This is a genomic window from Streptomyces sedi (assembly GCF_006335015.1).
Classification (GTDB): Bacteria; Actinomycetota; Actinomycetes; order Streptomycetales; family Streptomycetaceae; genus Streptomyces; species Streptomyces sedi.
Genome location: NZ_VDGT01000010.1, coordinates 108,315 through 131,624, shown reverse-complemented (window position 1 = coordinate 131,624; position 23,310 = coordinate 108,315). Strand labels below are relative to the sequence as shown.

Genomic DNA, 23,310 nt, shown 5'->3' with positions numbered 1-23,310 from the left:
GCCCGGGAGGCGCTCAGTCGGCCAGCCGGGTGCCGCCGTCCGTGAGCCGCACCGGGAGCCCGGTCCGGGCCGACTCGTTGCCCGCGACCCCGGTCAGCACGGAGCGGATGCCGGCCAGATAGCCCGCCTGCCGGCGCAGCGGGTCCTCGCTCGCGCCCCGGAAGACGTCGTCCAGCAGCAGCCGGTCGCCGCCGCCGTGCCCGCCGGTGCCCTGCTCGATCGGCACGTCCCGCGGCGGCTGCCAGTGCTGGTGCAGCGTCAGCCGCTCCGTGTGGCCGTCGTCGTCGCCGTGGTCGGCGGCGCTGGGGTCGATCGCTGCCTCGCGCGAGGCCCAGGCGCGTTCCACCACCTCCAGCTCCAGCCGCCCACCGGTGCCGTTGAAGACCACCCGGTAGCCCTCCCAGGGGGCGTAGGCGTGCAGCGCGTAGGTCAGCTGCGCGCCGTTGTCGTACCTGACCAGCAGCGACATGGTGTCCGAGATGTCGATGCCGGGGCCGAAGACATCGCGGTCGCGGAGGTAGCCGTCCTCGTGCTCGGCGTCCAGGTAGAGCGCCTTCAGCGCCGGGTCGGCCGCCATGTCCCGCAGGAACGGGTCGCTGCCAAGGCCCGGCGCGCCGTGCGAGCGCTCGGGGCGGGGGCCCAGCTCGGCGGCCGGCGGGTTGGCGTCGCCGTAGAAGCGCAGCTGCTGCTGGGCGAAGACCAGCTCGGGGCCCGCGTCGAGCCACCAGTTGACCAGGTCGAAGTGGTGGGTCGACTTGTGGACCAGCAGCCCGCCGGAGTTCCGGAACTCCCGGTGCCAGCGGCGGAAGTAGTCGGCGCCGTGCAGGGTGTCCAGCGCCCACTCGAAGTGCACGCCGGTGACCTGCCCGATCGCCCCCTCGGCGAGCGCCCGGCGGACGGCGGAGTTCCGGGGCGAGTAGCGGTAGTTGAACGTCACGACCAGCCGGCCGGGGCCCCGCTCCGCGGCCTCGGCGATGGCGGCGCAGCCGGCGGCGTCGGTGGTCATCGGCTTCTCGACGACCACGTCCTTGCCGGCCTCCAGGGCGGCCACCACGTAGCGGGCGTGGGTGGCGTCCACGGTGGTCACCACGACGGCGTCGACGGCCGCCAGCACCTGGTCGAAGGCGTCCGGGTGAAAGGTGGGAACGGGGTCGAGGCCGGCGGCCCGGATGCGGTCGTTGTGGTGGTTCATCCGGGTCTGGTTGGTGTCGCAGAGGGCGGCGATCTCTCCTGCGTCCCGCCAGTCGCCGAGCAGCGCGTCCGCGTAGAGGCGGGCGCGGCTGCCGAGGCCGACCAGGGCGTAGCGACGTGTCATCGGAGGTTCTCCCGAGGGTGCGCGGCGGTTCGTGCGGCGCCAGGGACGGTCGCAGAAAGCGCTTACCCCGGCGCCGGCTCCACCCTTTCCCCTCGCCCCTGGCGCGTCAAGGGGTGGTCGGACGCGGGTGGGCGGCCCCGGCGTGAGGTTAGGTTCGCCTTACGTGATGTACTGCATCCCGGCTGGTCAGAACGCGGCTTGCTCGCCTCGCCGGAATTACGCAACAATGGCGTTGTGAAAAACGGGAGCGACCGGCGCGCGACCCCGACGACCCCCGCGGTCGCCGGCGGTTCCGCTCTGCCGCACGCCTCCGACGAGCAGTCGACGACGCGCCGTCGGGTGGCCCGTTCCGTTCTCGACCACGGCCCCTCCACCGCCGCGCAGCTGGCCGAGCGGCTCGGTCTCACGCAGGCCGCCGTCCGCCGCCATCTGGACGCGCTGGTGGCCGACGCCTTGGTGGAACCCAGGGAGAAGCGGGTCTACGGCTCGCGCGGCCGAGGGCGGCCCGCCAAGGTCTTCGCCCTCACCGACCAGGGCCGCGACGCCTTCGACCAGGCGTACGACCAGCTCGCCGTCGAGGCCCTGCGCTGGATCGAGCGGGCCGCGGGCGGCGGGGAGCGCGGCGCCGCCGCCGTTCTCGACTTCGCCAGGGCGTGGGCCGCGGCCCAGGCCGAGCGGTACCGTTCGCTGGTGGAGCGGGTGCCCCCCGAGGAGCGGGCCAGGGCGCTGGCCGACGCGCTCTCCCGCGACGGGTACGCCGCCGCGGCGCGGGGTGTCGCCTCGCCGTCGGGCGAGCAGCTCTGCCAGCACCACTGCCCGGTCGCGCACGCGGCGGCCTCCTACCCCCAGCTCTGCGACGCGGAGACCGAGGTCTTCTCCGAGCTGCTGGGCAGCCACGTGCAGCGGCTGGCGACCATCGCGCACGGCGATGGCGTCTGCACCACCTTCGTTCCGCACACCTCGGCCGCCGCCCCGGCGGACGGCGGGGCCGGGGGCGGGTCGCCGGCCGGCGACCCCCAGCCCCGGGGGAGGCCGGACGCGTCCGGCGCCACCGCCACACCCCCCAAGACCACCGCACAAGCACCCATCGCCGGGAGGAACCCCGCATGACTTCGCCTACGGAGACCGCCCACCCCGAGCTGGAGGGGCTGGGTACCTACGAGTACGGCTGGTCCGACTCCGACGCGGCGGGAGCGACCGCCAGGCGCGGCCTGTCCGAGGATGTCGTCCGCGACATCTCGGGCAAGAAGTCCGAGCCCGAGTGGATGCTCAGGATGCGGCTGAAGGCGCTGAGGCTCTTCGGCAAGAAGCCCATGCCGACCTGGGGCTCGGACCTCAGCGGCATCGACTTCGACAACATCAAGTACTTCGTGCGCTCCACCGAGAAGCAGGCCCAGAGCTGGGAGGACCTGCCGGAGGACATCAAGAACACCTACGACAAGCTCGGCATCCCCGAGGCGGAGAAGCAGCGCCTGGTCGCCGGCGTCGCCGCGCAGTACGAGTCCGAGGTCGTCTACCACCAGATCCGCGAGGACCTGGAGGCGCAGGGCGTGCTCTTCCTGGACACGGACACCGCGCTGCGCGAGCACCCGGAGCTGTTCCAGGAGCACTTCGGCACCGTGATCCCGTCGGGCGACAACAAGTTCGCCGCGCTCAACACGGCGGTCTGGTCCGGCGGCTCGTTCATCTACGTCCCGCCGGGCGTGCACGTCGACATCCCGCTCCAGGCCTACTTCCGGATCAACACGGAGAACATGGGCCAGTTCGAGCGGACGCTGATCATCGTCGACGAGAACGCCTACGTGCACTACGTCGAGGGCTGCACCGCGCCGATCTACCAGTCGGACTCGCTGCACTCGGCGGTCGTGGAGATCATCGTCAAGAAGGGCGGTCGCTGCCGCTACACGACCATCCAGAACTGGTCGAACAACGTGTACAACCTGGTGACCAAGCGCGCCGTCGCGCACGAGGGCGCCACCATGGAGTGGGTCGACGGCAACATCGGCTCCAAGGTCACCATGAAGTACCCGGCGATCTACCTGATGGGCGAGCACGCCAAGGGCGAGACGCTCTCCGTCGCCTTCGCCGGCGAGGGCCAGCACCAGGACGCCGGCGCCAAGATGGTGCACATGGCGCCCAGGACCTCGTCCAACATCGTCTCCAAGTCGGTGGCCAGGGGCGGCGGGCGCACCTCCTACCGGGGGCTGATCGAGATCGCCGAGGGCGCCGAGGGCTCGAAGTCCAACGTGCTCTGCGACGCGCTGCTGGTGGACACGGTCTCGCGCTCGGACACCTACCCGTACACGGACGTCCGCGAGGACGACGTGACCATGGGCCACGAGGCGACGGTCTCCAAGGTCAGCGACGACCAGCTGTTCTACCTGATGAGCCGGGGCCTGTCGGAGGACGAGGCGATGGCGATGATCGTGCGCGGCTTCGTCGAGCCCATCGCCAAGGAGCTGCCGATGGAGTACGCCCTGGAGCTGAACCGGCTGATCGAGCTGCAGATGGAGGGCGCGGTCGGCTGACCGCCCGCCCCGACCGAGCCACCCGAGGCGGCCCGGTGCCGCGCACGCGCGGCCCCGGGCCCAGAACCCAAGAGAGCGAGCACGACGAGACCCATGGCTGAGGCCCAGAGTATGCCCGGCGCCGACAGTGCGGGGGAGGCGGTCGCGGCGGCCGTCGAGTCCTCCGTGGTCACCCGGACGAGCGCCCCGCCGTCGTTCGACGTCGCGGACTTCCCGGTGCCGCACGGCCGCGAGGAGGAGTGGCGGTTCACCCCGCTTCAGCGGCTGCGCGGACTGCACGACGGGACGGCCGCGGCCGACGGCTCGATCAAGGTCGACCTGTCGGCGCCCGACGGCGTGACCGTCGAGACCGTCGGCCTGGACGACCCCCGGGTCGGCCGCGCCGGCACCCCGGTCGACCGGGTCACCGCGCAGGCGTTCAGCTCCGTGGAGAAGGCCACGGTCGTCTCCGTCCCCCGGGACGCGGTGCTGGCCGAGCCGGTGCGGCTCGGGCTGCACGGCGAGGGCGGCGTGACGTACGGGCACACGGTCTTCGACATCGGCGCCTTCGCCGAGGCGGTCCTCGTGCTGGACCACACCGGCGACACCGCCCGTGCGGCCAACGTCGAGTTCCTGGTGGGCGACGGCGCCAAGCTCACGGTGGTCTCGGTCCAGGACTGGGACGACACCGCCGTCCATGTCACCCAGCACAACGTGCTGGTCGGCAGGGACGCCTCGGTGAAGTCGATCGTGGTGACCTTCGGCGGCGACGTCGTCCGCGTCCACCCCCGGGTCAGCTACGCGGGCCCCGGCGGCGAGGCCGAGCTGTACGGCCTGTACTTCACCGACGAGGGCCAGCACCACGAGCACCGGCTGCTGGTGGACCACAACGCCCCCAACTGCCGGAGCAACGTGGCCTACAAGGGCGCGCTCCAGGGCGAGACGGCCCGCGCGGTGTGGATCGGCGACGTGGTGATCAGGGTCCAGGCCACCGGCACCGAGACCTACGAGCTGAACCGGAACCTGGTCCTCACCGACGGCGCCCAGGTCCACTCGGTGCCGAACCTGGAGATCGAGACCGGCGAGATCCAGGGCGCCGGCCACGCGTCGGCGACCGGCCGGTTCGAGGACGAGCAGCTGTTCTACCTGATGGCCAGGGGCATCCCGGCCGACGAGGCCCGCCGCCTGGTCGTGCGCGGCTTCTTCGCCGAGCTGGTGCAGCAGATCGGCGTCGCCGACGTCGAGGAGCGGCTGCTGGCGAAGCTGGAGGCCGAGCTGGCGGAGTCCATCGGATGAGCGCCGTCGACTTCCAGCCGGCCTGTGCGCTGGGCGACCTGGCCGAGGACACCCCGCACCGCGTCGAGATCGCGGGCACCCCGGTCGCCGTCGTCCGCACCGAGGGGGAGGTGTTCGCGGTCAACGACATCTGCTCGCACGCGAACGTCTCGCTCTCCGAGGGCGAGGTGGACAACTGCCAGATCGAGTGCTGGCTGCACGGCTCCAGCTTCGACCTGCGCACCGGCAAGCCCTCGGGCCCGCCGGCCACCCGCCCCATCCCCACCTACCCCGTCAAGATCGAAGGAGAGGGCCCGGCGGCGACCGTGCTCGTCTCTCTCACCCAGGAGTCCTGAGGCATCCCCATGGCAACGCTTGAGATCCACGACCTGCACGTCTCCGTCGAGTCCGAGTCCGGCTCCACCGAGATCCTGCGCGGTGTCGACCTGACAGTGAAGCAGGGCGAGACGCACGCCATCATGGGCCCCAACGGCTCCGGCAAGTCCACCCTGGCCTACTCGCTGGCCGGACACCCCAAGTACACCGTCACCGGCGGCACGGTGACGCTCGACGGCGAGGACGTCCTGGAGATGTCCGTCGACGAGCGCGCCAGGGCCGGTGTCTTCCTCGCCATGCAGTACCCGGTGGAGGTTCCCGGCGTCTCCGTCTCCAACTTCCTGCGTACCTCGGCCACCGCGGTCCGGGGCGAGGCCCCGCGCCTGCGCACCTGGGTCAAGGAGGTCAAGGAGGCGATGGAGCGCCTGGAGATGGACCCGGCCTTCGCCGAGCGCAACGTCAACGAGGGCTTCTCCGGCGGTGAGAAGAAGCGCCATGAGATCCTTCAGCTGGAGCTGCTGCGGCCGAAGGTCGCCATCCTCGACGAGACCGACTCCGGCCTGGACATCGACGCGCTGCGGATCGTCTCCTCCGGCGTCAACCGCGTCCGGGAGAGCGGCGACGTCGGCACCCTGCTGATCACGCACTACACGCGCATCCTGCGCTACATCAAGCCCGACCACGTGCACGTCTTCGCCGGCGGTCGCATCGTGGAGTCCGGCGGTGCCGAGCTGGCCGACAAGCTGGAGGCCGAGGGCTACGAGCAGTACACCAAGGGGGTTGCCTCATGACAGAGGGGCGCCCGGTGGCCGGACTGGAAGGCCTGCTGGACACCGAAGCCATCCGCAAGGACTTCCCGATCCTGCACCGCACCGTCCACGAGGGCCGCCCGCTGGTCTACCTGGACAACGCGGCCAGCTCGCACAAGCCCCGCCAGGTCCTGGACGCGCTCACCGAGTACTACGAGCGCCACCACTCCAACGTCCACCGCGGTGTGCACGTGCTGGCCGAGGAGGCCACCGCGCTCTACGAGGGCGCCAGGGACAAGGTCGCGGCGTTCGTCAACGCGCCGAGCAGGGACGAGGTGGTGTTCACGAAGAACGCCTCGGAGTCGCTGAACCTGGTGGCCAACATGCTGGGCCTGGCGGACGAGCCCTACCGGGTGGACTCGGGCACCGAGATCGTCATCACGGAGATGGAGCACCACTCCAACATCGTGCCCTGGCAGCTGCTGGCGCAGCGCACCGGCGCGAAGCTGAAGTGGTTCGGGCTGACCGACGACGGCCGGCTGGACCTCTCCCGGATCGACGAGGTGATCACCGAACGCACCAAGGTGGTCTCGTTCGTGCTGGTCTCCAACGTGCTCGGCACGCACAACCCGGTCGAGGCGATCGTCCGCCGCGCGCAGGAGGTCGGCGCGCTGGTGCTGATCGACGCCTCGCAGGCGGCGCCGCACATGCCGCTGGACGTGCAGTCGCTCCAGGCCGACTTCGTGGTCTTCACCGGGCACAAGATGTGCGGTCCTACCGGGATCGGCGTGCTCTGGGGGCGCCAGGAGCTGCTGGAGGACCTGCCGCCGTTCCTCGGGGGCGGCGAGATGATCGAGACCGTGACGATGAGCTCGTCCACCTACGCGCCGGCGCCGCACAAGTTCGAGGCGGGCACCCCGCCGATCGCGCAGGCGGTCGGTCTCGGGGCGGCCGTGGACTATCTCTCCGGCATCGGCATGGAGCGGATCGCGGCGCACGAGCGGGCGATCACCCGTTACGCGTTGGAGCGGCTGTCCGGCGTGGAGGGGCTGCGGATCGTGGGGCCCACCACGTCCGAGGAGCGCGGCGCGACCATCTCGTTCACGCTGGGCGACATACACCCGCACGACGTGGGCCAGGTGCTGGACGAGCAGGGCATCGCGGTGCGCGTGGGGCACCACTGCGCGCGGCCGGTCTGTCTGCGGTACGGAATTCCGGCGACCACGCGGGCGTCGTTCTACCTGTACTCCACGCCGGCGGAGGTGGACGCCCTCGTCGACGGGCTGGAGTACGTGCGTGGTTTCTTCGGATGAGCCCCCGATGAGAGCGGTATGAGGACGTGCAGCTGCAATCGATGTACCAGGAAGTGATCCTGGACCACTACAAGAACCCGCACGGGCAGGGCCTGCGCGAGGGTGACGCGGAGGTCCACCACGTCAACCCGACGTGCGGGGACGAGATCACCCTGCGGGTCAGGTACGAAGGCGAGCGGATCGCCGACGTCTCCTACGAGGGGCAGGGCTGCTCGATCAGCCAGGCCAGCGCCTCGGTGCTCAACGAGCTGCTGGTGGGCAGGGAGCTGCCCGAGGCCCTGGAGATCCAGGGGTCCTTTCTGGAGCTGATGCAGTCGCGCGGCCAGCTGACGCCGGACGACGCGATGGAGGAGCTGCTGGAGGACGCGGTCGCGTTCGCCGGCGTCTCCAAGTACCCGGCGCGGGTCAAGTGCGCCCTGCTGAGCTGGATGGCCTGGAAGGACGCCACGGCGCAGGCGCTGGGCGAGTCCTCCGTGCGGGGTGAGCAGTCGTGACAGGTGACGCGAACGAGAGAGGTGCTGTCGCATGACCGAGACCGAGACCGTCGCCAGCCCGGCGAGCGAGGAAGAGGTCCGGGAGGCCATGATGGACGTCGTCGACCCCGAGCTGGGGATCGACGTGGTCAATCTGGGCCTGATCTACGGGGTGCACGTCGACGAGGGCAACGTGGCGACCGTCGACATGACGCTGACCTCGGCGGCCTGCCCGCTGACGGACGTCATCGAGGACCAGGCGCGTTCGGCGACCGAGGGCCTGGTGCACGAGCTGAAGATCAACTGGGTCTGGATGCCGCCGTGGGGCCCGGACAAGATCACCGACGACGGCCGCGACCAGCTGCGCGCGCTGGGGTTCAACGTCTGAGGGCGTTCGCCCGCCGCGCGTTCTCGCGAAAGCCCGCGCCCCCCGCCGGGGCGCGGGCTTTCGCGCGTGCGCGGTGCCGGGGCCGGAGGGCTTCAGGCGTGGTCGACCAGCTGGGCGTGGCCCTGGACGCGCGCGCAGTGGGCGCAGCAGTAGAAGTGGCCGTCCTCGGTCTCCAGGCCGTGGCCGAGGATGCGGCACTCGCAGTTCTCGCAGACCGGGGCCATCCGCTGGGCCGCGCACTCCAGGCTGTCGAAGACATGGACCCGGCCGGCGGCCCGCACCTCGAAGGCCATGCGGTAGTCGTTGCCGCAGACCTCACACTGAGCCATCTCGTTGCTCCCTCTCGCTTGTCCGACAAGCTTTCCGGATCACCCTCGCCGCCCTGGTCTCCGTGTCGCCCGCGGCTCCCCGAGCGGGCCGATCGGTCCACCCGTCCGGAGGGCGGCACCGACGTTGTGTACGTGCGTCCACAGCGTTGTGTACGTTTGTCCGCATGGCCTATCTGACCCTTTCCGGGGCGATCCTGCTGGAGATCGCGGCGACCACCCTGATGAAGCAGAGCGACGGCTACAGCAGGCTCTGGCCCACGGTCGGCTCGATCGCCGGCTATCTGCTGGCGTTCGCGCTGCTCGCTCAGGCGTTGAAGACCCTGGACGTCGGCACCGCCTACGCGATCTGGGCCGGCGCGGGCACCGCGTTGATCGCGGTGATCGGGATGGCGTTCCTCGGCGAGTCGACGACCCCGCTCAAGATCGCCGGGGTGCTGCTGGTGATCGCCGGCGTCGTGGTGCTCAACCTCGGCGGCGCGCACTGATGCCCCGCCGCTACGACCCCGAACGGCGCGAACGGATCGTGGCCGCCGCGGTCCGGGTGCTGGAGCGCCGCGGGATCAAGGGGCTGACCCACCGCGCGGTGGCCGCCGAGGCCGACGTTCCGCTGGGCTCGACCACCTACCACTTCGACGGCGGCGAGGCGCTGTTGCTCGCCGCGCTGGAGCGGGTCAACGCGGACTGGCTTGAGTGGTTCGCGCGGTGGGTCGCCGACGCCGAGACCGCACCTTCGGTCGCCGACCGTGTGGTGAGCCTGCTGGACGACTGGACCGGGCCGCGCAGGGCCTCGGCCGAGCTGCTCTACGGGCTCTACTTCGCCGGCCTGGAACGCCCCGCGCTGCGCCCGCTGGCCGCCCGCTGCCTGGACGAGATGGTGCGGCTCGCACGGCCGTTGACCGGGGACGAGGCCGGCGCGCGGGCGTTCGTCGGACTGGTCGACGGGCTGCTGATCCAACTGCTGCTCACCGGCGGTCCGCACCGCCCCGAGGAGACCAGGGAGGCGCTGGCGCGGCTCCTTCACGAGGCGGGTTCGCGACCACGGCCCGGCACCGGCTAGCGTCGGGGCCATGACCGACGAGACCCCTCGCACCGTGACCGGTGCCGCCGCCGCCGGCCTCGCCACCCTGGCAGCCGACGGCACCGTGCTGGACACCTGGTTCCCCACCCCCGAGCTGACCGAGGAGCCCGGCCCCGCCGGCACCGAACGCCTCACCCCCGAGCGGGCCGCCGAACTGCTCGGCCCCGACGCCCCCGCCGCGCTGGGCCCCGACCCGCGCCGGGGCGTCGAGGTGGTCGCGGTGCGCACGGTCATCGCCTCGACCGACGACAAGCCGCTGGACGCCCACGACGTCTACCTCAGGCTGCACCTGCTCAGCCACCGGCTCGTCCGGCCGCACGGGCTCAACCTGGAGGGCATCTTCGCCCTGCTGGCCAACGTCGCCTGGACCACCATCGGCCCGGTGCCGGCCGCCGAGGTCGGCCGCGCCCAGCTGGCGGCGCGGGCGGCGGGGCAGACGTTCGCCGTGACCAGCGTCGACAAGTTCCCCCGGATGACCGACTACGTCGTGCCCTCCGGCGTGCGCGTCGGCGACGCCGACCGCGTCCGCCTCGGCGCCCACCTCGCCGCCGGCACCACCGTGATGCACGAGGGCTTCTGCAACTTCAACGCCGGCACCCTCGGCTCCTCCATGGTCGAGGGCCGGATCAGCGCGGGCGTCGTGGTCGGCGACGGCTCCGACGTCGGCGGCGGCGCCTCGATCATGGGCACCCTGTCGGGCGGCGGCAAGCAGACCATCTCCCTCGGGAAGCGCTGCCTGTTGGGCGCCCAGTCCGGGCTGGGGATCTCGCTGGGCGACGACTGCGTCGTGGAGGCCGGCCTCTACCTGACCGCCGGCACCCGGGTCACGCTGCCCGACGGGACGGTGGCCAAGGCGCTGGAGCTGTCCGGCGCCGACAACCTGCTCTACCGGCGCCACTCCACCACCGGCACGGTGCAGGCGCTGCCCCGCAGCGGCAGCTGGGGCGGGCTCAACGCGGCGCTGCACACCCACAACTGACGGGCGGGCGGGCGGCGGCGCCCGCCGGCGGTCCGGCGCCCGGCTTGACCCTCGACCAACTTCAGGCCCCAGGGTGAACGCCGTGGAGAGCGAACGACCTGACCACCGGCCGTCCGAGGCGGACGGCGGGGAGCTGGGCATCGGCGCACTCGCCAGGGCCAGCGGGCTTCCGGTGAGCGCGCTGCGGTTCTACGACGGCGCGGGCGTGCTGGTGCCGGCCGTCGTCGACCCGCGCACCGGTTACCGGCGTTACGACCCGGGGCAGCTCGGCGAGGCACGGCTGGTCGCCGCGCTGCGCCGGGTCGGGATGCCGTTGGCGGACATCCGGCTGGCGCTGGCCGGCCGGGCCGGCGGTGACCCGACGCTGCCGGCCCGGCTGCTGGCCGCGCACGTGCGGCGGCTGGAGCACGGGGTGGCCGAGGCCAGGCGTGAACTCTCCCGACTGCGCACCGGCGCCCGGCCACCCGGCCGGCGCGAGGACCGTCCGAGGGAGAACGCCATGAACGACGAGCTGCGACACGACGACCGGCGGCACGACGAGCCGCGAAAGGACGAGCGGCGAGACGAGGCGACACTGACCCTGCCCGGCGACCAGCTCGCGGACGCGCTCGACGCGGTCCGGTTCGCCGTCGGCGCCGACCCCGAACTCCCCTCGCTCGCCGGGGTGTTGTTCGACGTCGACGACGCGGGCGAACGGCTCCGGCTGGTGGCCACCGACCGCTACCGGCTGGCGCTCGCCGGGGTCGCGCTGTCCGAGCCCGGCGCCGGCGCGCGCGCCCTGGTCGCCGCGCCGGTGGTGGACGCGATGCGGGCGCTGCTGACGGACGCGGCCCCCGCCAGGTTGACGCTGCGGGACGGCGAGGCGGCGCTCGCGGTGGGGGGACGCCGGGTCGCCGGCCCGACGGTCGACCACGAGTACCCGGACTACCGCCGGCTGGTCGACCTGCCGGCCGGCCGCCGCGTCACCGTGGACACGGCGGCACTGCGCGCCGAGGTCGCGGCCGGGCCGGTCCGCGAGGAGCGGAGCGCGCCGGACGGCGGCGCGTGCGAGGTGAGCGTGCTCACCGTCACGGACGCCTCGCCGGCGCGGCTCACTCCGTACCCGGAGACGGCGGGCGCGGGGCAACGGGTCGCCGTCAACCGTGAGTTCCTCACCGAGGCGCTGGCGGCGCTGGGCGCCGCCCACGCGGAGATCGAGATCGGCGGCCCGGCGGCCCCCCTCGCCCTCCGCCCCCGTGGCGGCGCGTCCGACCGGCTGTCGCTCCTGATGCCGGTCCGCCTCGACGACGTGGCCTGACCGGCGGGGGAACGGGCCACCGTTCACTTCGGTGGGCCGGGAGGTCGCCGTCCGCCGGCCGGCGGACGGCGACCGCGCCCAGGGTGGTCAGCCCTCGGCGACGGCCGCGCGGAGCGTCCTCGCCAGGAGCGCGGTGAGTTCCGGGTCCGCCGGCAGCAGCGGTGGGCGGACCGGGCCGCCGGGCAGCCCCGCCGCGTGGAACAGCGCCTTGACCGCCACCGTGCCAGGCCCGTGCCCGGTCAGCGCCTCGACCAGCGGCAGCAGCGCCCCGTGCCGGCGGGCAGCGGTCTCCGTCTCGCCGGCGGCGAACGCGTCGACCACCGCGCGCACCTGGCTGCCGACGACGTTGGCCGCCGTGCTGACCACGCCGCTGCCGCCGAGCGACAGCAGCGGCAGATGGAGTTCGTCGCTGCCCGCGTAGTAGGCCAGGTCCGTCTCGGCCAGCGCGCGCCCGACCTTCAGCAGGTCGAAGGAGCAGTCCTTGACCGCCACGATCCGCGGGTGCTCGGCGAGCCGGCGCAGCGAGTCCAGGGTCAACGCGGTGCCCTCGCCGGTCCGCGCCGGGATGTCGTAGAGCATCACCGGCAGCTCGGTGGCGTCGGCGACGGTCAGCAGATGCCGGACCACGGCCTCGCTCGTCGGCCGCGAGTAGTAGGGCGTCACCACCAACAGGCCGTCGGCGCCCGCCTGTTGGGCCGAACGTGCCAGTTCGACCGAGTGCCGGGTGTCGGCCGTCCCCACGCCGGCGATCACCCTGGCCTCGCCGCCGACCGCGTTCCCGACGGCCCGCACCAGCGTCGCCTTCTCGGCGTCGCTCGTCGTCGGCGACTCGCCCGTGGTGCCGTTGACCACCAGGGCGTCGCAGCGGCCCCGGCGGACCAGGTGGGCGGCCAGCTTCTCGGCCCCCGTCGGGTCGAGCGCTCCGTCCTCGGTGAACGGGGTGATCATGGCGGCCGCACAGCGGCCCAGTGGTCCCAGACGCATGACCGAGAGTCTGGTCCCACCGGGCCGCCCCGGTCCACTTCGTACCGCTGCGCGACACTCTTCAGCGTCGCTTCACCATGCGTCCCCGCTGTTCGCCGCCGCCCCGCGGGGGCTCAGGGACGGAAACGCAGCACCTGCGGGTCGTGGTCGCTGGCCTGGTCGGCGAACTCGGCGTTGATGTGCACCACATCCAGCTCGTAGCGGCGGATCGCGGGGGAGACCAGCGTCTGGTCCAGCACCTGCGACTGCCCGTCGAAGACATAGGTGTAGCGCTCCCGCGCCGGCAGCGAGTCCAGCGCGTTCTCCAGCAGCCCCTCGCCGGTCAGCGCCTCGGCCGTCGCGGAGAACTCGAAGTCGTTGAGGTCGCCGAGCACCACCACGTTCGCCGGCCGGCGCACCCCGTCGGCCTCGCGCGTCTCCCGGACGAAGTCCCGCACCGCGCGCGCCTGCGCCAGCCGCTGCTCCTCCGAACTGCGGTTCGGCGGCTGAAAACGGCCGTGCGTCGGCTGATCGCCGCCCTTGGACGCGAAGTGGTTGGCCACCACCAGCACCGTCCGGCCCCGGAAGCGGAACTCCCCGACCAGCGGCTTGCGGCTGTCGTTCCACGCCTCGTCCGTCGGCGCGACCCTGCCGGGGGAGTGGCTCAGCGTGGCCTCCCCGCGCCGCCCCACCACCTCGGTCGCGCGCTCGGCGTCCCCGCCGGGACGGTCGACGAACGAGACCCGCTCGGGGTTGAAGAGCAGCACGTTGCGGATGTTGCCGCCCGGCTGCCCGCCGTCCGCGCCGTCCACCGGGTCGATCCCGCGCCACTCGTAGCGCGGGCCGCCGGCGGCGACCACGGCCTCGGTGAACAGCCGCAACGTCTCCCCGGCCGTCACCGTTCCGTCGTCCGCCGGGCCGCTGTCGTCCTGGATCTCCTCGACGGCCAGCACGTCGGGCGAGGCGAGGTTCTCCACCACGGCCCCGGCGAGCCGTTCGAACTTCTCCGGCGGGTCCTCCGGGTTCAGGTTCTCGACGTTGTACGCGGCGACGGCCAGCTCCCCGGGCCGCTGCGGCCTGGTCCGCTCGCGTGCGAGGCCACCGTCGGCGACCTCGCCCAACTCCCGTGCCGCCAACGTGTATCCGCCGAACGAGTCGTAGTCGAGCGGGCCGGTGGTGGTGCCGGTCAGCCGGTCGCCCACATTGGCCTCGGGAAACGGGCGCTCAGCGAAAGGGATCAGTGACTCGACCTTCAGCCGGCCCGGATTGTGGGCCGCGTAGGAGGAGTAACGGGTCCCGCCGCGCGGCGTGGGGTTCTCCCCGGGGCGCAGCGTCACCCACAGCTCGCCGTACTCGGTGCTGGGGCCGACCACCGGCGCGTCGGCGACCGACACCACCATGCCCTCAAGCGATTCATAGCGGTCGAGCGCGAACTCGTCCTCCCGCAGCGGCAGCCCCTCGACGCTGCCGCCGTTCTCCGGATCACCGGTCGGCGCGTACCGCCGGGGCAGCGTGTCACCGGTCAACTCCACGGGCTCCGGCAGCTCATGGCCCGAGGAGACGACGGTCACGCCCGGGTCGGTCAGCTGGGTGAGCGACTGCCCCCCGCCGTCGACGCCACCCGGGTAGTACTCCTCGACGGTGCCCTCGACCTCCACCGCGTCGCCGACCGCCACCTCGGGGACCGCGTCGCCGGTGTAGACGAAGATCCCCTCGCTGGTCGCCGGGTCGCCGTCGCCCACCGGGTCCTGGACCCAGAACCCGCGCGAGCCGAACGCCCGCACCCCGGTCACCACACCCGTGACCCCCGTCACCCGCTCGCCGACCAGCGGCGAGATCCTGGTGTCGCCCTGGATCCGCGCGATCCGCACCGCACCCGGCTCGGCGGCGGCGGCACCCGGCCAGCACACCAGCGGCAGACACAGCCCACCCGCGAGGGCGGCGGCCAAGGCGAGCGAGCCGCGCGGCGGTTGGCGGAACGAACGGGTGCGGTCGACGGGGCGGTGGGCGTTCACGTGACACTCTCCAGGGCGGGCGCTGCGGGCCGGGGGAAACGACGGGACGGGAAACGGCGACGGGGTACGGAACGGGAACGGGGTACGGGAACGGGGTCACGCTACGCGGGTAACGCCTTGCGGGGCAGGGGTCTTGCCTGGCGCCAACCAACTGTTAACCAGCGGGTGGTCGGGACGACGCCGCGTCCCGACCGCCCCCGGCGGGCGCGCGTCTCCCCGCGTCCGCCGGGGCGAAGCGGCGACCTCCGGGGGGCGACGTTCAGATGAAGCGGAGCGGAACCCGCCGGATGCGCCACGGGCCGGGCCCGATCACGTCTAGGCTGGGCCCTGCCCGACCGCACCAACCGCCTGCGGGAAGCCGACCCGCCCGAGGAGTTCACCCCATGTCGCTCGACCCGAAGGACGACCGTCCCGTGATGCCGCCCGTACGGCTGCCGTCCGTGGACGAGTTGGCCCGCCAGGCGCTCGCCGCCCCGCTGCTCTCCCGCGCGCTGCGGCTCGCCGCCTGGGCGGAGGACGGCGTGCCGGTGGGCGCGGGCGGGGAGTTGCTCGAACCCCGGCTCGCCACGGCCGTCGACGAGCTGGCGCTCGGCGACGACCCCGAGGGCGAGGCCGTGACCGTCGAGGCGTGGAACTTCGCGGTCGACTGCGGCCTGGTCACCGTCGTCGAGACGGCGGGCGAGGGCGGGGACCAGGACGAACGCGAGGCGGGGGCCGGCGAGGACCACGCCGTCGGCCTGGCCTCGCGCGACAAGGAGTTGGCCGACCTCGCGGACGGCGACGCCGAGGAGATCCTCGGCGTCTGGGCCGACGGGCTTGAGGTGGTCCTCTCCGACGTGGCGACCCCCAGCTTCGAGGAGCTGCTGGGCGAGGACCTCGCCGGCCTCTTCGACGAGGACGGCCAACTCGACCCGGACGCCATCGACCTGGACGCACTGGACTGGGACGCGGAGGCCGAGACCGGGCTGCTGGACAGCGTCCTGGGCCACCTCTACCTGCTGGGCGTCACCGACGAGGACGGCCAGGGCGTGACCCCGCTGCCGCTGCCGATGCTGGCCGCCTCCGTGCTTCTGCCGGACGACACCCACGAGTTGACCGACGAGACCATGGAGGACGTCTCCTCCCTGGTGGTCCGGCTCGACCAGTGGTTCCGGGTGCTGGCCGACACCGGCCTGCTGCTGTACCGGCCGATCGACGACGAGGTGCTGCGCGACGACGAGGACGACGACGCGCCCGAGGGCGTTCAGGACATCGGCGACGCCGACCTGGACGACCTCACCCGCTACGGACAGGTGCGGCTGACCCCGCTCGGCTTCCACGCGGTGCGCTCCCGGATGCGGGAGGCCGGCATCGAGGCGCCGCTCGTCGGCGAGTTGGCCGGGGAGCCGGCGTCGGCGCTCCTCGACGCGCTGACCGAGCGGGCGCCGTCGGACGCGACGGAGGAGGCGCAGCGTTGGCTCGCCGAGCGTGAACCGGCGCCCGCGGCGCGGGAGTTGCTGACCGCGGCGCGCGGCGACGACCCGGCGGGGCCGACCCGCCGGCTCGGCTGCCAGCTGGCCCTCGCGCTGCTGGGCACCGAGGCCGAGCCGGCGCTCCGCGAGGTGCTGGACGACCCCCAGCTGGGCGGTCTGGCGCGGGTCTGGCTGGTGGAACGGAGCGCGGCGGACGTGCCGCCGCCGCCCGAGGAGATGGTCTTCTGGCTGACCATCGACACGCTGGCGGCGCAGCTGGGTACGGAGAGCGAGGAAGAGGAGAGCGCGCCGGAGCTGCGGGAGCTGGTGACCGGCCTGGTCGACCAGAACACGGCCTTCCTCGACCGCGCCTGGCGGACCGAACACCCGGCCACGGCCGACGTGTTGGAGGCGGTGGGCCGGATGCACCCGGACCGCCAGCTGGCCAAGCAGGCTCGCAAGGCGGCCTTCAAGGCGCGCTCCCGCGCGGCGGTCTGAGGTCGCGCTCGACTACTGACCTGGCCGGTCGGGGTGGGTTGTCGGGTGCGCCCCGGTGGTGGGTTGCTCGCGCAGTTCCCCGCGCCCCTGGTGGGGGTTGGCGTTCGCCGTGAGGTGCGGGTTTCTTTGCCGGCGGCATCGGGCCGTGAGGGGCGCGGGGAACTGCGCGGTGCATTCGTGGCGGGCCGCGGTCGACCACTGACCTGGCCGGTCGGGGCGGGTTGTCGGGTGCGCCCCGGTGGTGGGTTGCTCGCGCAGTTCCCCGCGCCCCTTCTCGGCCGGTGGGCGGCTTGGGGGGCGCGGGGAACTGCGCGGTGCATGTGTGGCGGGCCGCGGTCGACCACGGTGCCGCACCGGCCAGGTGGGTTGTCGGGTGTGGCCCGGCCGGCTAGGCCAGCGCCGCGTCGACCAGGGCCGTCGCCGCCTCGGTGACGGCCCTCGCCGTGCCGGGGACCTCCGCGATCGCGTTGCTGACGATGGCGCCCTCGTGGAGCGCCAGCAGCTGGACCGCGAGCGTCGAGGCCGCCCGTTCCCCCGCGCCCGCCTCGACGGTCCGGTCGTGGAAGAAGCGCCGCAGCCACTCCTTCTCCGCCCTGATCACCCGGTTCCCCGGGTGGTCGCGCTCGGGCAGTTCGGCGAAGGCGTTCACGAAGCTGCATCCGCGGTCCGACTCGGTCAACCACTCCGGAAGCACCGTGAACGGCACCAGCACCCGCGCGCGCGGGTCCCCCTTCTCGCTGCTGAGGCGGTCGACGACGAGTTCACGCCATCGGCGGTCCTTGGTCTCCAGGTAGATGCGCAGCAGGTTGTCCTTGGAGCCGAAACGGTTGTACAGCGTGCGCTTGGTGACCCCCGACTCGGCCGCGATGGTGTCCACCCCGACGGCGTGGATTCCGCGCCGGTAGAAGAGCTCGGACGCGACCTCCAGGATGCGCTGCGCGCCGGGCGTGAGCTCTTCCGCTTCCATCTCGGTCGAGTCGGTTGGCATGGCGTGTAATCCCCTTGCGTATACAGATCTGTATACCTACTCTGGTCGTTACCTTTACAGATCAGTATAGGAGGAGGTTCCGATGCGTCGCGTCGTATGGCAACTGCCCAGCTCGTTCAAGGCCTTCGCCGAGGGGGTGCACGCCGGCCACGCCATCCGGCACGGTGTCGCCAGGCCGGTCGTCGGTGTCCCGGCGTCCGTCGTGGAGCCGGTCGTGGAGCCGGTCGTCCTGTCGTCTCCCCGGGTCGAGCGGAGTGGCGAGATCGCCGTTCCGGTTGACGCCTGAGGCCCGTGCGCGGTGGCCCGCGGGGTCGCCCCCGAAGTCCGGGGGCGACCCCGTTTCTCGTGCCCGCTCGCGGGCGCCCGTTCGACCTCTCGCTTAAGTTCTTGCTTATATAAGCCTCGCTTATTACGGTGGCGGCCATGCACGCACTGGATGTGCTGGGTGACCCGGTGCGCCGCCGGATACTGGAGCTGCTCGCCGACGGCGAGCGCCCCGCCGGCGCCGTGACCGAGAGCGTCAGGACCGAGTTCGGAATCTCCCAGCCCGCCGTCTCCCAGCACCTGCGTGTGCTGCGCGAGACCGGCTTCGCCACCGTTCGCCCCGAGGGGGCCCGCAGGCTGTACGCGGTCGCACCCGAGCGGTTTCGGGAGGTCGACGCCTGGCTGGAGCGCTTCGGCCGGTTCTGGGAGCAGCGGCTCGACGCGCTCGGCACCGAGTTGGCCCGAGGCAGGCGGGAAGCGAGAGGGAAGACCGACGATGACCGACCTCATTGACGACATCAACGCCGTCCACCGCGAGCTGGGCCGACGCGACATCCCCGCGGGCGCCGGCCGCACGGTGGTGCTCAGCCGCCGCTACGACGCCACCCCGGAGGAGGTCTGGGACGCCTGTACCGACCCCGGGCGCCTGGCGCGCTGGATGGTCCCGGTCACCGGCGAGCTGCGCGAGGGCGGCGCCTACCAGCTGGAGGGGAACGCCGGTGGCGAGATCCTGGCCTGCCAGCGCCCCGCCCTGCTGCGGGTGACCTGGGTCTACGGCGAGAACGTCACGGAGAGGGACGTCTCCGAGGTGACCCTGCGGCTGTCGCCCGAGGAGCACGGCGCCACCCTGCTGACCCTGGAGCACGCGGCCGTGGACGATCCGGAGTTCTTCGAGAAGTACGGACCCGGCGCCACCGGCGTCGGCTGGGACCTGGCGCTCTTCGGCCTGACTCGCCATCTCACCGGCGCCCCGATGCCCGACCCCGACCGCTTCCACACCACGCCGGAGGGGCGCGGCTTCATCCTGGAGGTCAGCCGCCGCTGGGGCGCCGCCCACGCCGCCGCCGGCGCCTCGGACGAGAGCGCCCGGCGGTGCGCGGCCGAGACGGCCGCCTTCTTCGCGCCGGCGGAGTGAGCACTTCCGCGCCGGCGGAGTGAGTACGGAACGCGGGGCGACTTGAGCGCGCGGGGGCGCCCGTTGTCACACGCGCGCCCCCGTACGAGGGCAAGCGCCCGCTGCTGAGCGCGACCGGCGCGGACGAGGCCGAGGACCTCGGCGGCTGGCTGACCACCGCAGTCGTCCGCGGCCCGCCACGGATACACCGCGCGGTTCCGCGCGCGAGCAACCCACCACCGGGCCGCAGACGACACCCCCACCCGTCCCCGCCGGACAGTAACCGCTTTCGTCCGAACCGTTGACGCGGCCCGCGCCGGGTCCTACCGTCGTCGCCACCGCGTCTCGTACGCCATATGTCATATACGAGACGCGATACGCGACCCGCGATCACCCCGACCGTGATCCTGACCAGCGAACCCGAGAACCGAGGGCACCCCACGCATGAGAGCACCCGCATGAAGGCACCCCTGTCCGGCGCCGGCGCCGGCGCCGGCGCCGTCCCCGTGCCCATACCGTCCCGGACGCAGTTCGTCCTCGAACACCTCACGCACGCGATCCTCACCGGCGGGCTCGCGCCGGGGACCGCGCTGGTGGAGACGGAGCTGGCCGGGCGGTTCGGGGTCTCGAAGACCCCGGTGCGGGAGGCGCTGAAGACGCTGGCCGGGCGCGGGCTCGTGGTGATGAGCGAGTACCGGGGCGCCTCGGTCCGCACGGTCGACGCGGGCATGGCGCGCGCGATCTACGACGTGCGGCTGCTGCTGGAGCCGGAGGCGCTGCGCCGCACCGTCCGGGACGGCGCCGCGCTGGCCGCCGCGCACACCGCGCTGACCGCCGCCGACTCGGCGGCCGACAGCGCCGAACGTTCCCTGGCCAACCGGGACTTCCACCGGGCGCTGTACCTGCCCTGCGGCAACCCGCTGCTGGTGGTGATGCTGGACGACCTGCGCGACCAGGCGGCCCTGGTGTCCTCGTTCGTCTGGCAGACCGTGCCCAGCTGGGAGCGCGAGGCCGAGGAGCACCGGCTGATCCTGGCGGCGGCCGAGGCCGGGGAGGCCGAGCGGGCGGGGGAGTTGCTGGCGGGGCACATCAGGGGCTTTGTCGAGCGGGCCTTCCCCGAGGGGGAAGAGCCAGGCGAGGAGACCGGCGGGGCCGCCGGCGAGAGGGAGGTGTCGGCATGACCGACTTCGCGCGACAGCGAGCGGCGTTGGCGGATGTGGTCGCGATCCCGGTCACTCCGTTCACCGAGAGTGGGCAGGTCGACCAGGAGCGTTATCGCGCCCTCGTGCGCCGCCTACTGACGTCCGGCGTGCAAGCGCTTACCCCGAACGGGAACACCAGCGAGTTCTACGCGCTCAGCCCCGAGGAGCGGCGCGCCGAGGTGGAGTGGACGCTGGCCGAGGTCGAGGCGGCGGGCGCGGAGGCGCAGGTGCTGGTCGGCGTCGGCCTCGACCTGTCGACGGCGGTCGCCTCCGCGCTGGAGGCGCGGGCGGCGGGCGCCGGGATGGTGATGGTCCACCAGCCGGTGCACCCCTATGTCTCGCGGGACGGCTGGGTTGACTACCACCGCGCCATCGCGGAGGCCGTCCCCGACATCGGCGTGGTGCCCTATCTGCGCAACCCCGCGATCGACGGCGCCTCGCTGGCCCGCCTCGGCGACGCCTGCCCGAACGTGATCGGCGTCAAGTACGCGGTCCCCGACGTGGTCCGCTTCGCCTCGGTGGCCAGGGACGCGGGGCTGGACCGCTTCGTCTGGGTGGCGGGGCTCGCCGAGTTGTGGGCGCCGAGCTACTTCGTCTCCGGCGCCACCGGCTTCACCTCGGGGCTGGTCAACGTCGCCCCCGAGGTGTCCCTGGCGTTGCGCGACGCGCTGCGCGCCGGCGACCACGCGGCGGCGATGCGGGTGTGGGAGCTGATCCGCCCGTTCGAGGAGCTGCGCGCGGCCAACCAGTCGGCCAACAACGTGACCGTGGTCAAGGAGGCCCTGGCCGCCCTCGGCCTCTGCCGCCGCGAGCTGCGTCCGCCCAGCACGGTGCTGCCGCCGGAGGAACGGGAACGCGTCGCGACGATGGTGAAGGGGTGGAAGCTGCCGTGAGCGAGGACCGCACCGGACCCGGCTCCGAGGACCGCACCGGACCGGACTCCGATGACCGCACCGGACCACCCGCCGACGACCGCACCGCCACCCGCTCCGCGTCCGGCCCGCGCCGGTTGACCAGCGAGGAGCTGCGCAGCCACAAGTGGTGGGGTACCGAGGGGCTGCGGTCGTTCAGCCACCGGGCGCGCACCCGGCAGCTCGGCTATCTGCCCGAGGAGCACCTCGGCAAGCCGGTGATCGCGATCGTCAACACCTGGTCTGACATCAACCCCTGCCATCAGCACCTGCGGGAACGGGCCGAGGCGGTCAAGCGGGGGGTGTGGCAGGCCGGCGGGTTCCCGTTGGAGTTCCCGGTCGCGACGCTCTCCGAGACGTTCCAGAAGCCGACCCCGATGCTCTACCGCAACCTGCTGTCGATGGAGACCGAGGAGCTGCTGCGGTCCTACCCGGTGGACGGCGCCGTGCTGTTGGGCGGCTGCGACAAGACGACGCCCGCGCTGCTGATGGGCGCGGCCAGCGTCGACCTGCCGACGGTCTTCGTGCCGGCGGGGCCGATGCTGCGCGGCCACTGGCGCGGCGAGACGCTCGGCTCGGGCACCGACATGTGGAAGTACTGGGACGAGCGGCGGGCCGGCCGGATCGGTGACGCGGAGCTGGCCGAGCTGGAGGGGGGCCTGGCGCGTTCCCCCGGCACCTGCATGACCATGGGCACCGCCTCCACCATGGCCTCGGTCGCCGAGGTGCTGGGCGTGACCATGCCGGGCGCGGCGGCGATCCCCGCGGTGGACTCCTCGCACAGCAGGATGGCGGCGGCGGCCGGCCGGCGGATCGTCGAACTGGTCTGGAACGACGAGAGGTTGTCGCGCTTCCTGACCGTGGACGCCTACCGGGACGCGGTGGCCACGGTGTTGGCGCTCGGCGGCTCGACCAACGCGGTGATCCATCTGGTCGCCATGGCCGGCCGCTCCCGGGTGCCGCTCTCGCTGGCCGACTTCGACCGGATCGCCCGCGAGGTGCCGGTGCTCGCCGACCTCAGGCCGGGCGGCCGGTTCCTGATGGAGGACTTCTACTACGCCGGCGGGCTGCCCGCGCTGCTGGCCAGGCTGGGGGAGGACCACCTCCATCTGGACCGGCCGACCGTCGGGCACGCGACGCTCCGCGAGCAGCTGGCCGGCGCCGCCACCCACGACACGGAGGTGATCCGCACTCCCGACCAACCCCTCGCCGACCAGGGCGGGTTGGCCGTGTTGCACGGCAACCTGGCGCCCGACGGCGCGGTGATCAAGCACATCTCGGCCGAGCCGAGGTTCCTCAAGCACACCGGGCCCGCCGTGGTCTTCGACGACTACAAGACCATGCAGGCCACCATCAACGAGCCGGCCCTGGAGATCACCCCCGACAGCGTGCTGGTGCTGCGGGGCGCCGGGCCGCTGGGCGGCCCCGGGATGCCCGAGTACGGGATGCTGCCGATCCCGGACTACCTGCTCAAGCAGGGCGTCACCGACATGCTCCGGCTCTCCGACGCCCGGATGAGCGGCACCAGTTACGGCGCGTGCGTGCTGCACATCGCGCCCGAGTCGCACGTCGGAGGCCCGCTGGCGCTGGTCCACGACGGCGACCTGATCACCCTCGACGTCGCCGCGCGCACCCTGCGGCTTGAGGTCGACGACGCGGAGCTGGAACGCCGCCGCGCCGCCTGGACGCCGCCGGAACCCCGTTACGGCCGGGGGTTCGGCGCGCTCTACCAGGAGCACATCACCCAGGCCGACACCGGCTGCGACTTCGCCTTCCTCTCCCGGGAGGGAGAGGTCCCCGAGCCCCACGCGGGCTGAGGCGACCGGCGCCGCCCCCGAAGGGCGGGTCGGCGCCGGTCCCACCAG

General features: G+C 72.9%; 24 protein-coding genes. 19 read left to right on the top strand and 5 right to left on the bottom strand.

Annotated elements, in window-relative coordinates:
- Positions 1–13: 13 nt before the first annotated feature.
- The gene (locus tag FH715_RS15205; RefSeq protein WP_139645501.1) at positions 14–1,315 is read right to left on the bottom strand and encodes a Gfo/Idh/MocA family oxidoreductase; all 1,302 of its coding nucleotides are present in this window, start codon (positions 1,313–1,315) and stop codon (positions 14–16) included.
- A gap of 234 nt (positions 1,316–1,549) precedes the next feature.
- Between FH715_RS15205 and FH715_RS15200 the strand changes: the two genes are divergently transcribed.
- From FH715_RS15200 to FH715_RS15165, 8 genes are all read left to right on the top strand, one after another.
- Positions 1,550–2,425 carry a helix-turn-helix transcriptional regulator gene (locus tag FH715_RS15200; protein WP_139645499.1) on the top strand — a complete coding sequence of 292 codons (876 nt, stop codon included), beginning with the start codon at positions 1,550–1,552 and terminating at the stop codon, positions 2,423–2,425.
- Positions 2,422–3,843: a Fe-S cluster assembly protein SufB gene (gene sufB, locus FH715_RS15195; RefSeq protein WP_139645497.1), complete on the top strand. Its 1,422-nt coding sequence runs from the start codon at positions 2,422–2,424 to the stop codon at positions 3,841–3,843. The genes FH715_RS15200 and sufB overlap by 4 nt, the downstream gene beginning before the upstream one ends.
- Positions 3,844–3,936: 93 nt before the next feature.
- On the top strand, positions 3,937–5,118 hold the full coding sequence (gene sufD, locus FH715_RS15190) for a Fe-S cluster assembly protein SufD (RefSeq protein WP_139645495.1): 1,182 nt from the start codon (positions 3,937–3,939) through the stop codon (positions 5,116–5,118).
- Positions 5,115–5,453 (top strand): non-heme iron oxygenase ferredoxin subunit, encoded by a 339-nt coding sequence (locus FH715_RS15185; RefSeq protein ID WP_139645494.1) that lies wholly within the window; start codon positions 5,115–5,117, stop codon positions 5,451–5,453. The genes sufD and FH715_RS15185 overlap by 4 nt, the downstream gene beginning before the upstream one ends.
- A 9-nt stretch (positions 5,454–5,462) precedes the next feature.
- Positions 5,463–6,224 (top strand): Fe-S cluster assembly ATPase SufC, encoded by a 762-nt coding sequence (sufC, locus tag FH715_RS15180; RefSeq protein WP_139645492.1) that lies wholly within the window; start codon positions 5,463–5,465, stop codon positions 6,222–6,224.
- Positions 6,225–6,238: 14 nt separating this feature from the next.
- Complete coding sequence (locus FH715_RS15175) at positions 6,239–7,495, top strand: cysteine desulfurase (protein WP_139645490.1); 1,257 nt, start codon at positions 6,239–6,241, stop codon at positions 7,493–7,495.
- A 26-nt stretch (positions 7,496–7,521) separates the two neighbouring features.
- Positions 7,522–7,989: a Fe-S cluster assembly sulfur transfer protein SufU gene (gene sufU, locus FH715_RS15170; RefSeq protein WP_139645489.1), complete on the top strand. Its 468-nt coding sequence runs from the start codon at positions 7,522–7,524 to the stop codon at positions 7,987–7,989.
- A 31-nt stretch (positions 7,990–8,020) separates the two neighbouring features.
- A complete protein-coding gene (locus FH715_RS15165; protein WP_139645486.1) occupies positions 8,021–8,356 on the top strand; it encodes a metal-sulfur cluster assembly factor in 336 nt (111 codons plus the stop codon).
- A gap of 92 nt (positions 8,357–8,448) precedes the next feature.
- Here FH715_RS15165 and FH715_RS15160 read toward each other — a convergent pair whose 3' ends face one another.
- The gene (locus tag FH715_RS15160; protein WP_097228901.1) at positions 8,449–8,685 is read right to left on the bottom strand and encodes a hypothetical protein; all 237 of its coding nucleotides are present in this window, start codon (positions 8,683–8,685) and stop codon (positions 8,449–8,451) included.
- A 164-nt stretch (positions 8,686–8,849) separates the two neighbouring features.
- On the opposite strand from FH715_RS15160, the gene FH715_RS15155 reads away from it, so the two are divergent.
- The 4 genes from FH715_RS15155 to FH715_RS15140 all read left to right on the top strand — a co-directional run bounded on the left by FH715_RS15155 (position 8,850) and on the right by FH715_RS15140 (position 12,039).
- Positions 8,850–9,170: a DMT family transporter gene (locus FH715_RS15155; protein ID WP_139645484.1), complete on the top strand. Its 321-nt coding sequence runs from the start codon at positions 8,850–8,852 to the stop codon at positions 9,168–9,170.
- Entirely contained in the window at positions 9,170–9,742 is a 573-nt protein-coding gene (locus FH715_RS15150; protein ID WP_139645481.1) for a TetR/AcrR family transcriptional regulator, read from the top strand. The genes FH715_RS15155 and FH715_RS15150 overlap by 1 nt, the downstream gene beginning before the upstream one ends.
- A 10-nt stretch (positions 9,743–9,752) precedes the next feature.
- Positions 9,753–10,742: a 2,3,4,5-tetrahydropyridine-2,6-dicarboxylate N-succinyltransferase gene (gene dapD / locus FH715_RS15145; RefSeq protein ID WP_139645479.1), complete on the top strand. Its 990-nt coding sequence runs from the start codon at positions 9,753–9,755 to the stop codon at positions 10,740–10,742.
- A gap of 82 nt (positions 10,743–10,824) precedes the next feature.
- Positions 10,825–12,039, top strand: coding sequence for a DNA polymerase III subunit beta family protein (locus tag FH715_RS15140; protein WP_139645477.1), 1,215 nt, complete (start codon positions 10,825–10,827; stop codon positions 12,037–12,039).
- An 87-nt stretch (positions 12,040–12,126) separates the two neighbouring features.
- Here the strand turns inward: FH715_RS15140 and dapA are convergent, their stop codons facing one another.
- Both dapA and FH715_RS15130 read right to left on the bottom strand, forming a co-directional pair.
- The gene (gene dapA, locus FH715_RS15135) at positions 12,127–13,023 is read right to left on the bottom strand and encodes a 4-hydroxy-tetrahydrodipicolinate synthase (RefSeq protein ID WP_139645475.1); all 897 of its coding nucleotides are present in this window, start codon (positions 13,021–13,023) and stop codon (positions 12,127–12,129) included.
- Between the two features lie 113 nt (positions 13,024–13,136).
- Positions 13,137–15,017 carry an endonuclease/exonuclease/phosphatase family protein gene (locus tag FH715_RS15130; RefSeq protein WP_170184734.1) on the bottom strand — a complete coding sequence of 627 codons (1,881 nt, stop codon included), beginning with the start codon at positions 15,015–15,017 and terminating at the stop codon, positions 13,137–13,139.
- A gap of 383 nt (positions 15,018–15,400) precedes the next feature.
- Here FH715_RS15130 and FH715_RS15125 point away from each other — a divergent pair, with 383 nt between their 5' ends.
- Positions 15,401–16,966 (top strand): hypothetical protein, encoded by a 1,566-nt coding sequence (locus tag FH715_RS15125; protein WP_139645473.1) that lies wholly within the window; start codon positions 15,401–15,403, stop codon positions 16,964–16,966.
- A 388-nt stretch (positions 16,967–17,354) separates the two neighbouring features.
- On the opposite strand, the gene FH715_RS15120 is transcribed toward FH715_RS15125, so the two are convergent.
- Positions 17,355–17,954 carry a TetR/AcrR family transcriptional regulator gene (locus tag FH715_RS15120; RefSeq protein WP_246108752.1) on the bottom strand — a complete coding sequence of 200 codons (600 nt, stop codon included), beginning with the start codon at positions 17,952–17,954 and terminating at the stop codon, positions 17,355–17,357.
- A gap of 82 nt (positions 17,955–18,036) precedes the next feature.
- On the opposite strand from FH715_RS15120, the gene FH715_RS15115 reads away from it, so the two are divergent.
- From FH715_RS15115 to araD, 6 genes are all read left to right on the top strand, one after another.
- Positions 18,037–18,240 carry a hypothetical protein gene (locus FH715_RS15115; protein WP_139645470.1) on the top strand — a complete coding sequence of 68 codons (204 nt, stop codon included), beginning with the start codon at positions 18,037–18,039 and terminating at the stop codon, positions 18,238–18,240.
- Between the two features lie 137 nt (positions 18,241–18,377).
- Entirely contained in the window at positions 18,378–18,731 is a 354-nt protein-coding gene (locus tag FH715_RS15110; protein ID WP_139645468.1) for an ArsR/SmtB family transcription factor, read from the top strand.
- Positions 18,715–19,353, top strand: a complete 639-nt coding sequence (locus tag FH715_RS15105) for an SRPBCC family protein (RefSeq protein ID WP_139645466.1) — start codon at positions 18,715–18,717, stop codon at positions 19,351–19,353. The genes FH715_RS15110 and FH715_RS15105 overlap by 17 nt, the downstream gene beginning before the upstream one ends.
- Positions 19,354–19,790: 437 nt before the next feature.
- Positions 19,791–20,513, top strand: coding sequence for a GntR family transcriptional regulator (locus tag FH715_RS15100; protein WP_139645465.1), 723 nt, complete (start codon positions 19,791–19,793; stop codon positions 20,511–20,513).
- Positions 20,510–21,427, top strand: a complete 918-nt coding sequence (locus FH715_RS15095; RefSeq protein ID WP_139645463.1) for a dihydrodipicolinate synthase family protein — start codon at positions 20,510–20,512, stop codon at positions 21,425–21,427. The genes FH715_RS15100 and FH715_RS15095 overlap by 4 nt, the downstream gene beginning before the upstream one ends.
- A 116-nt stretch (positions 21,428–21,543) precedes the next feature.
- Complete coding sequence (gene araD, locus FH715_RS15090) at positions 21,544–23,262, top strand: L-arabinonate dehydratase (RefSeq protein ID WP_139645657.1); 1,719 nt, start codon at positions 21,544–21,546, stop codon at positions 23,260–23,262.
- Positions 23,263–23,310 lie beyond the last annotated feature (48 nt).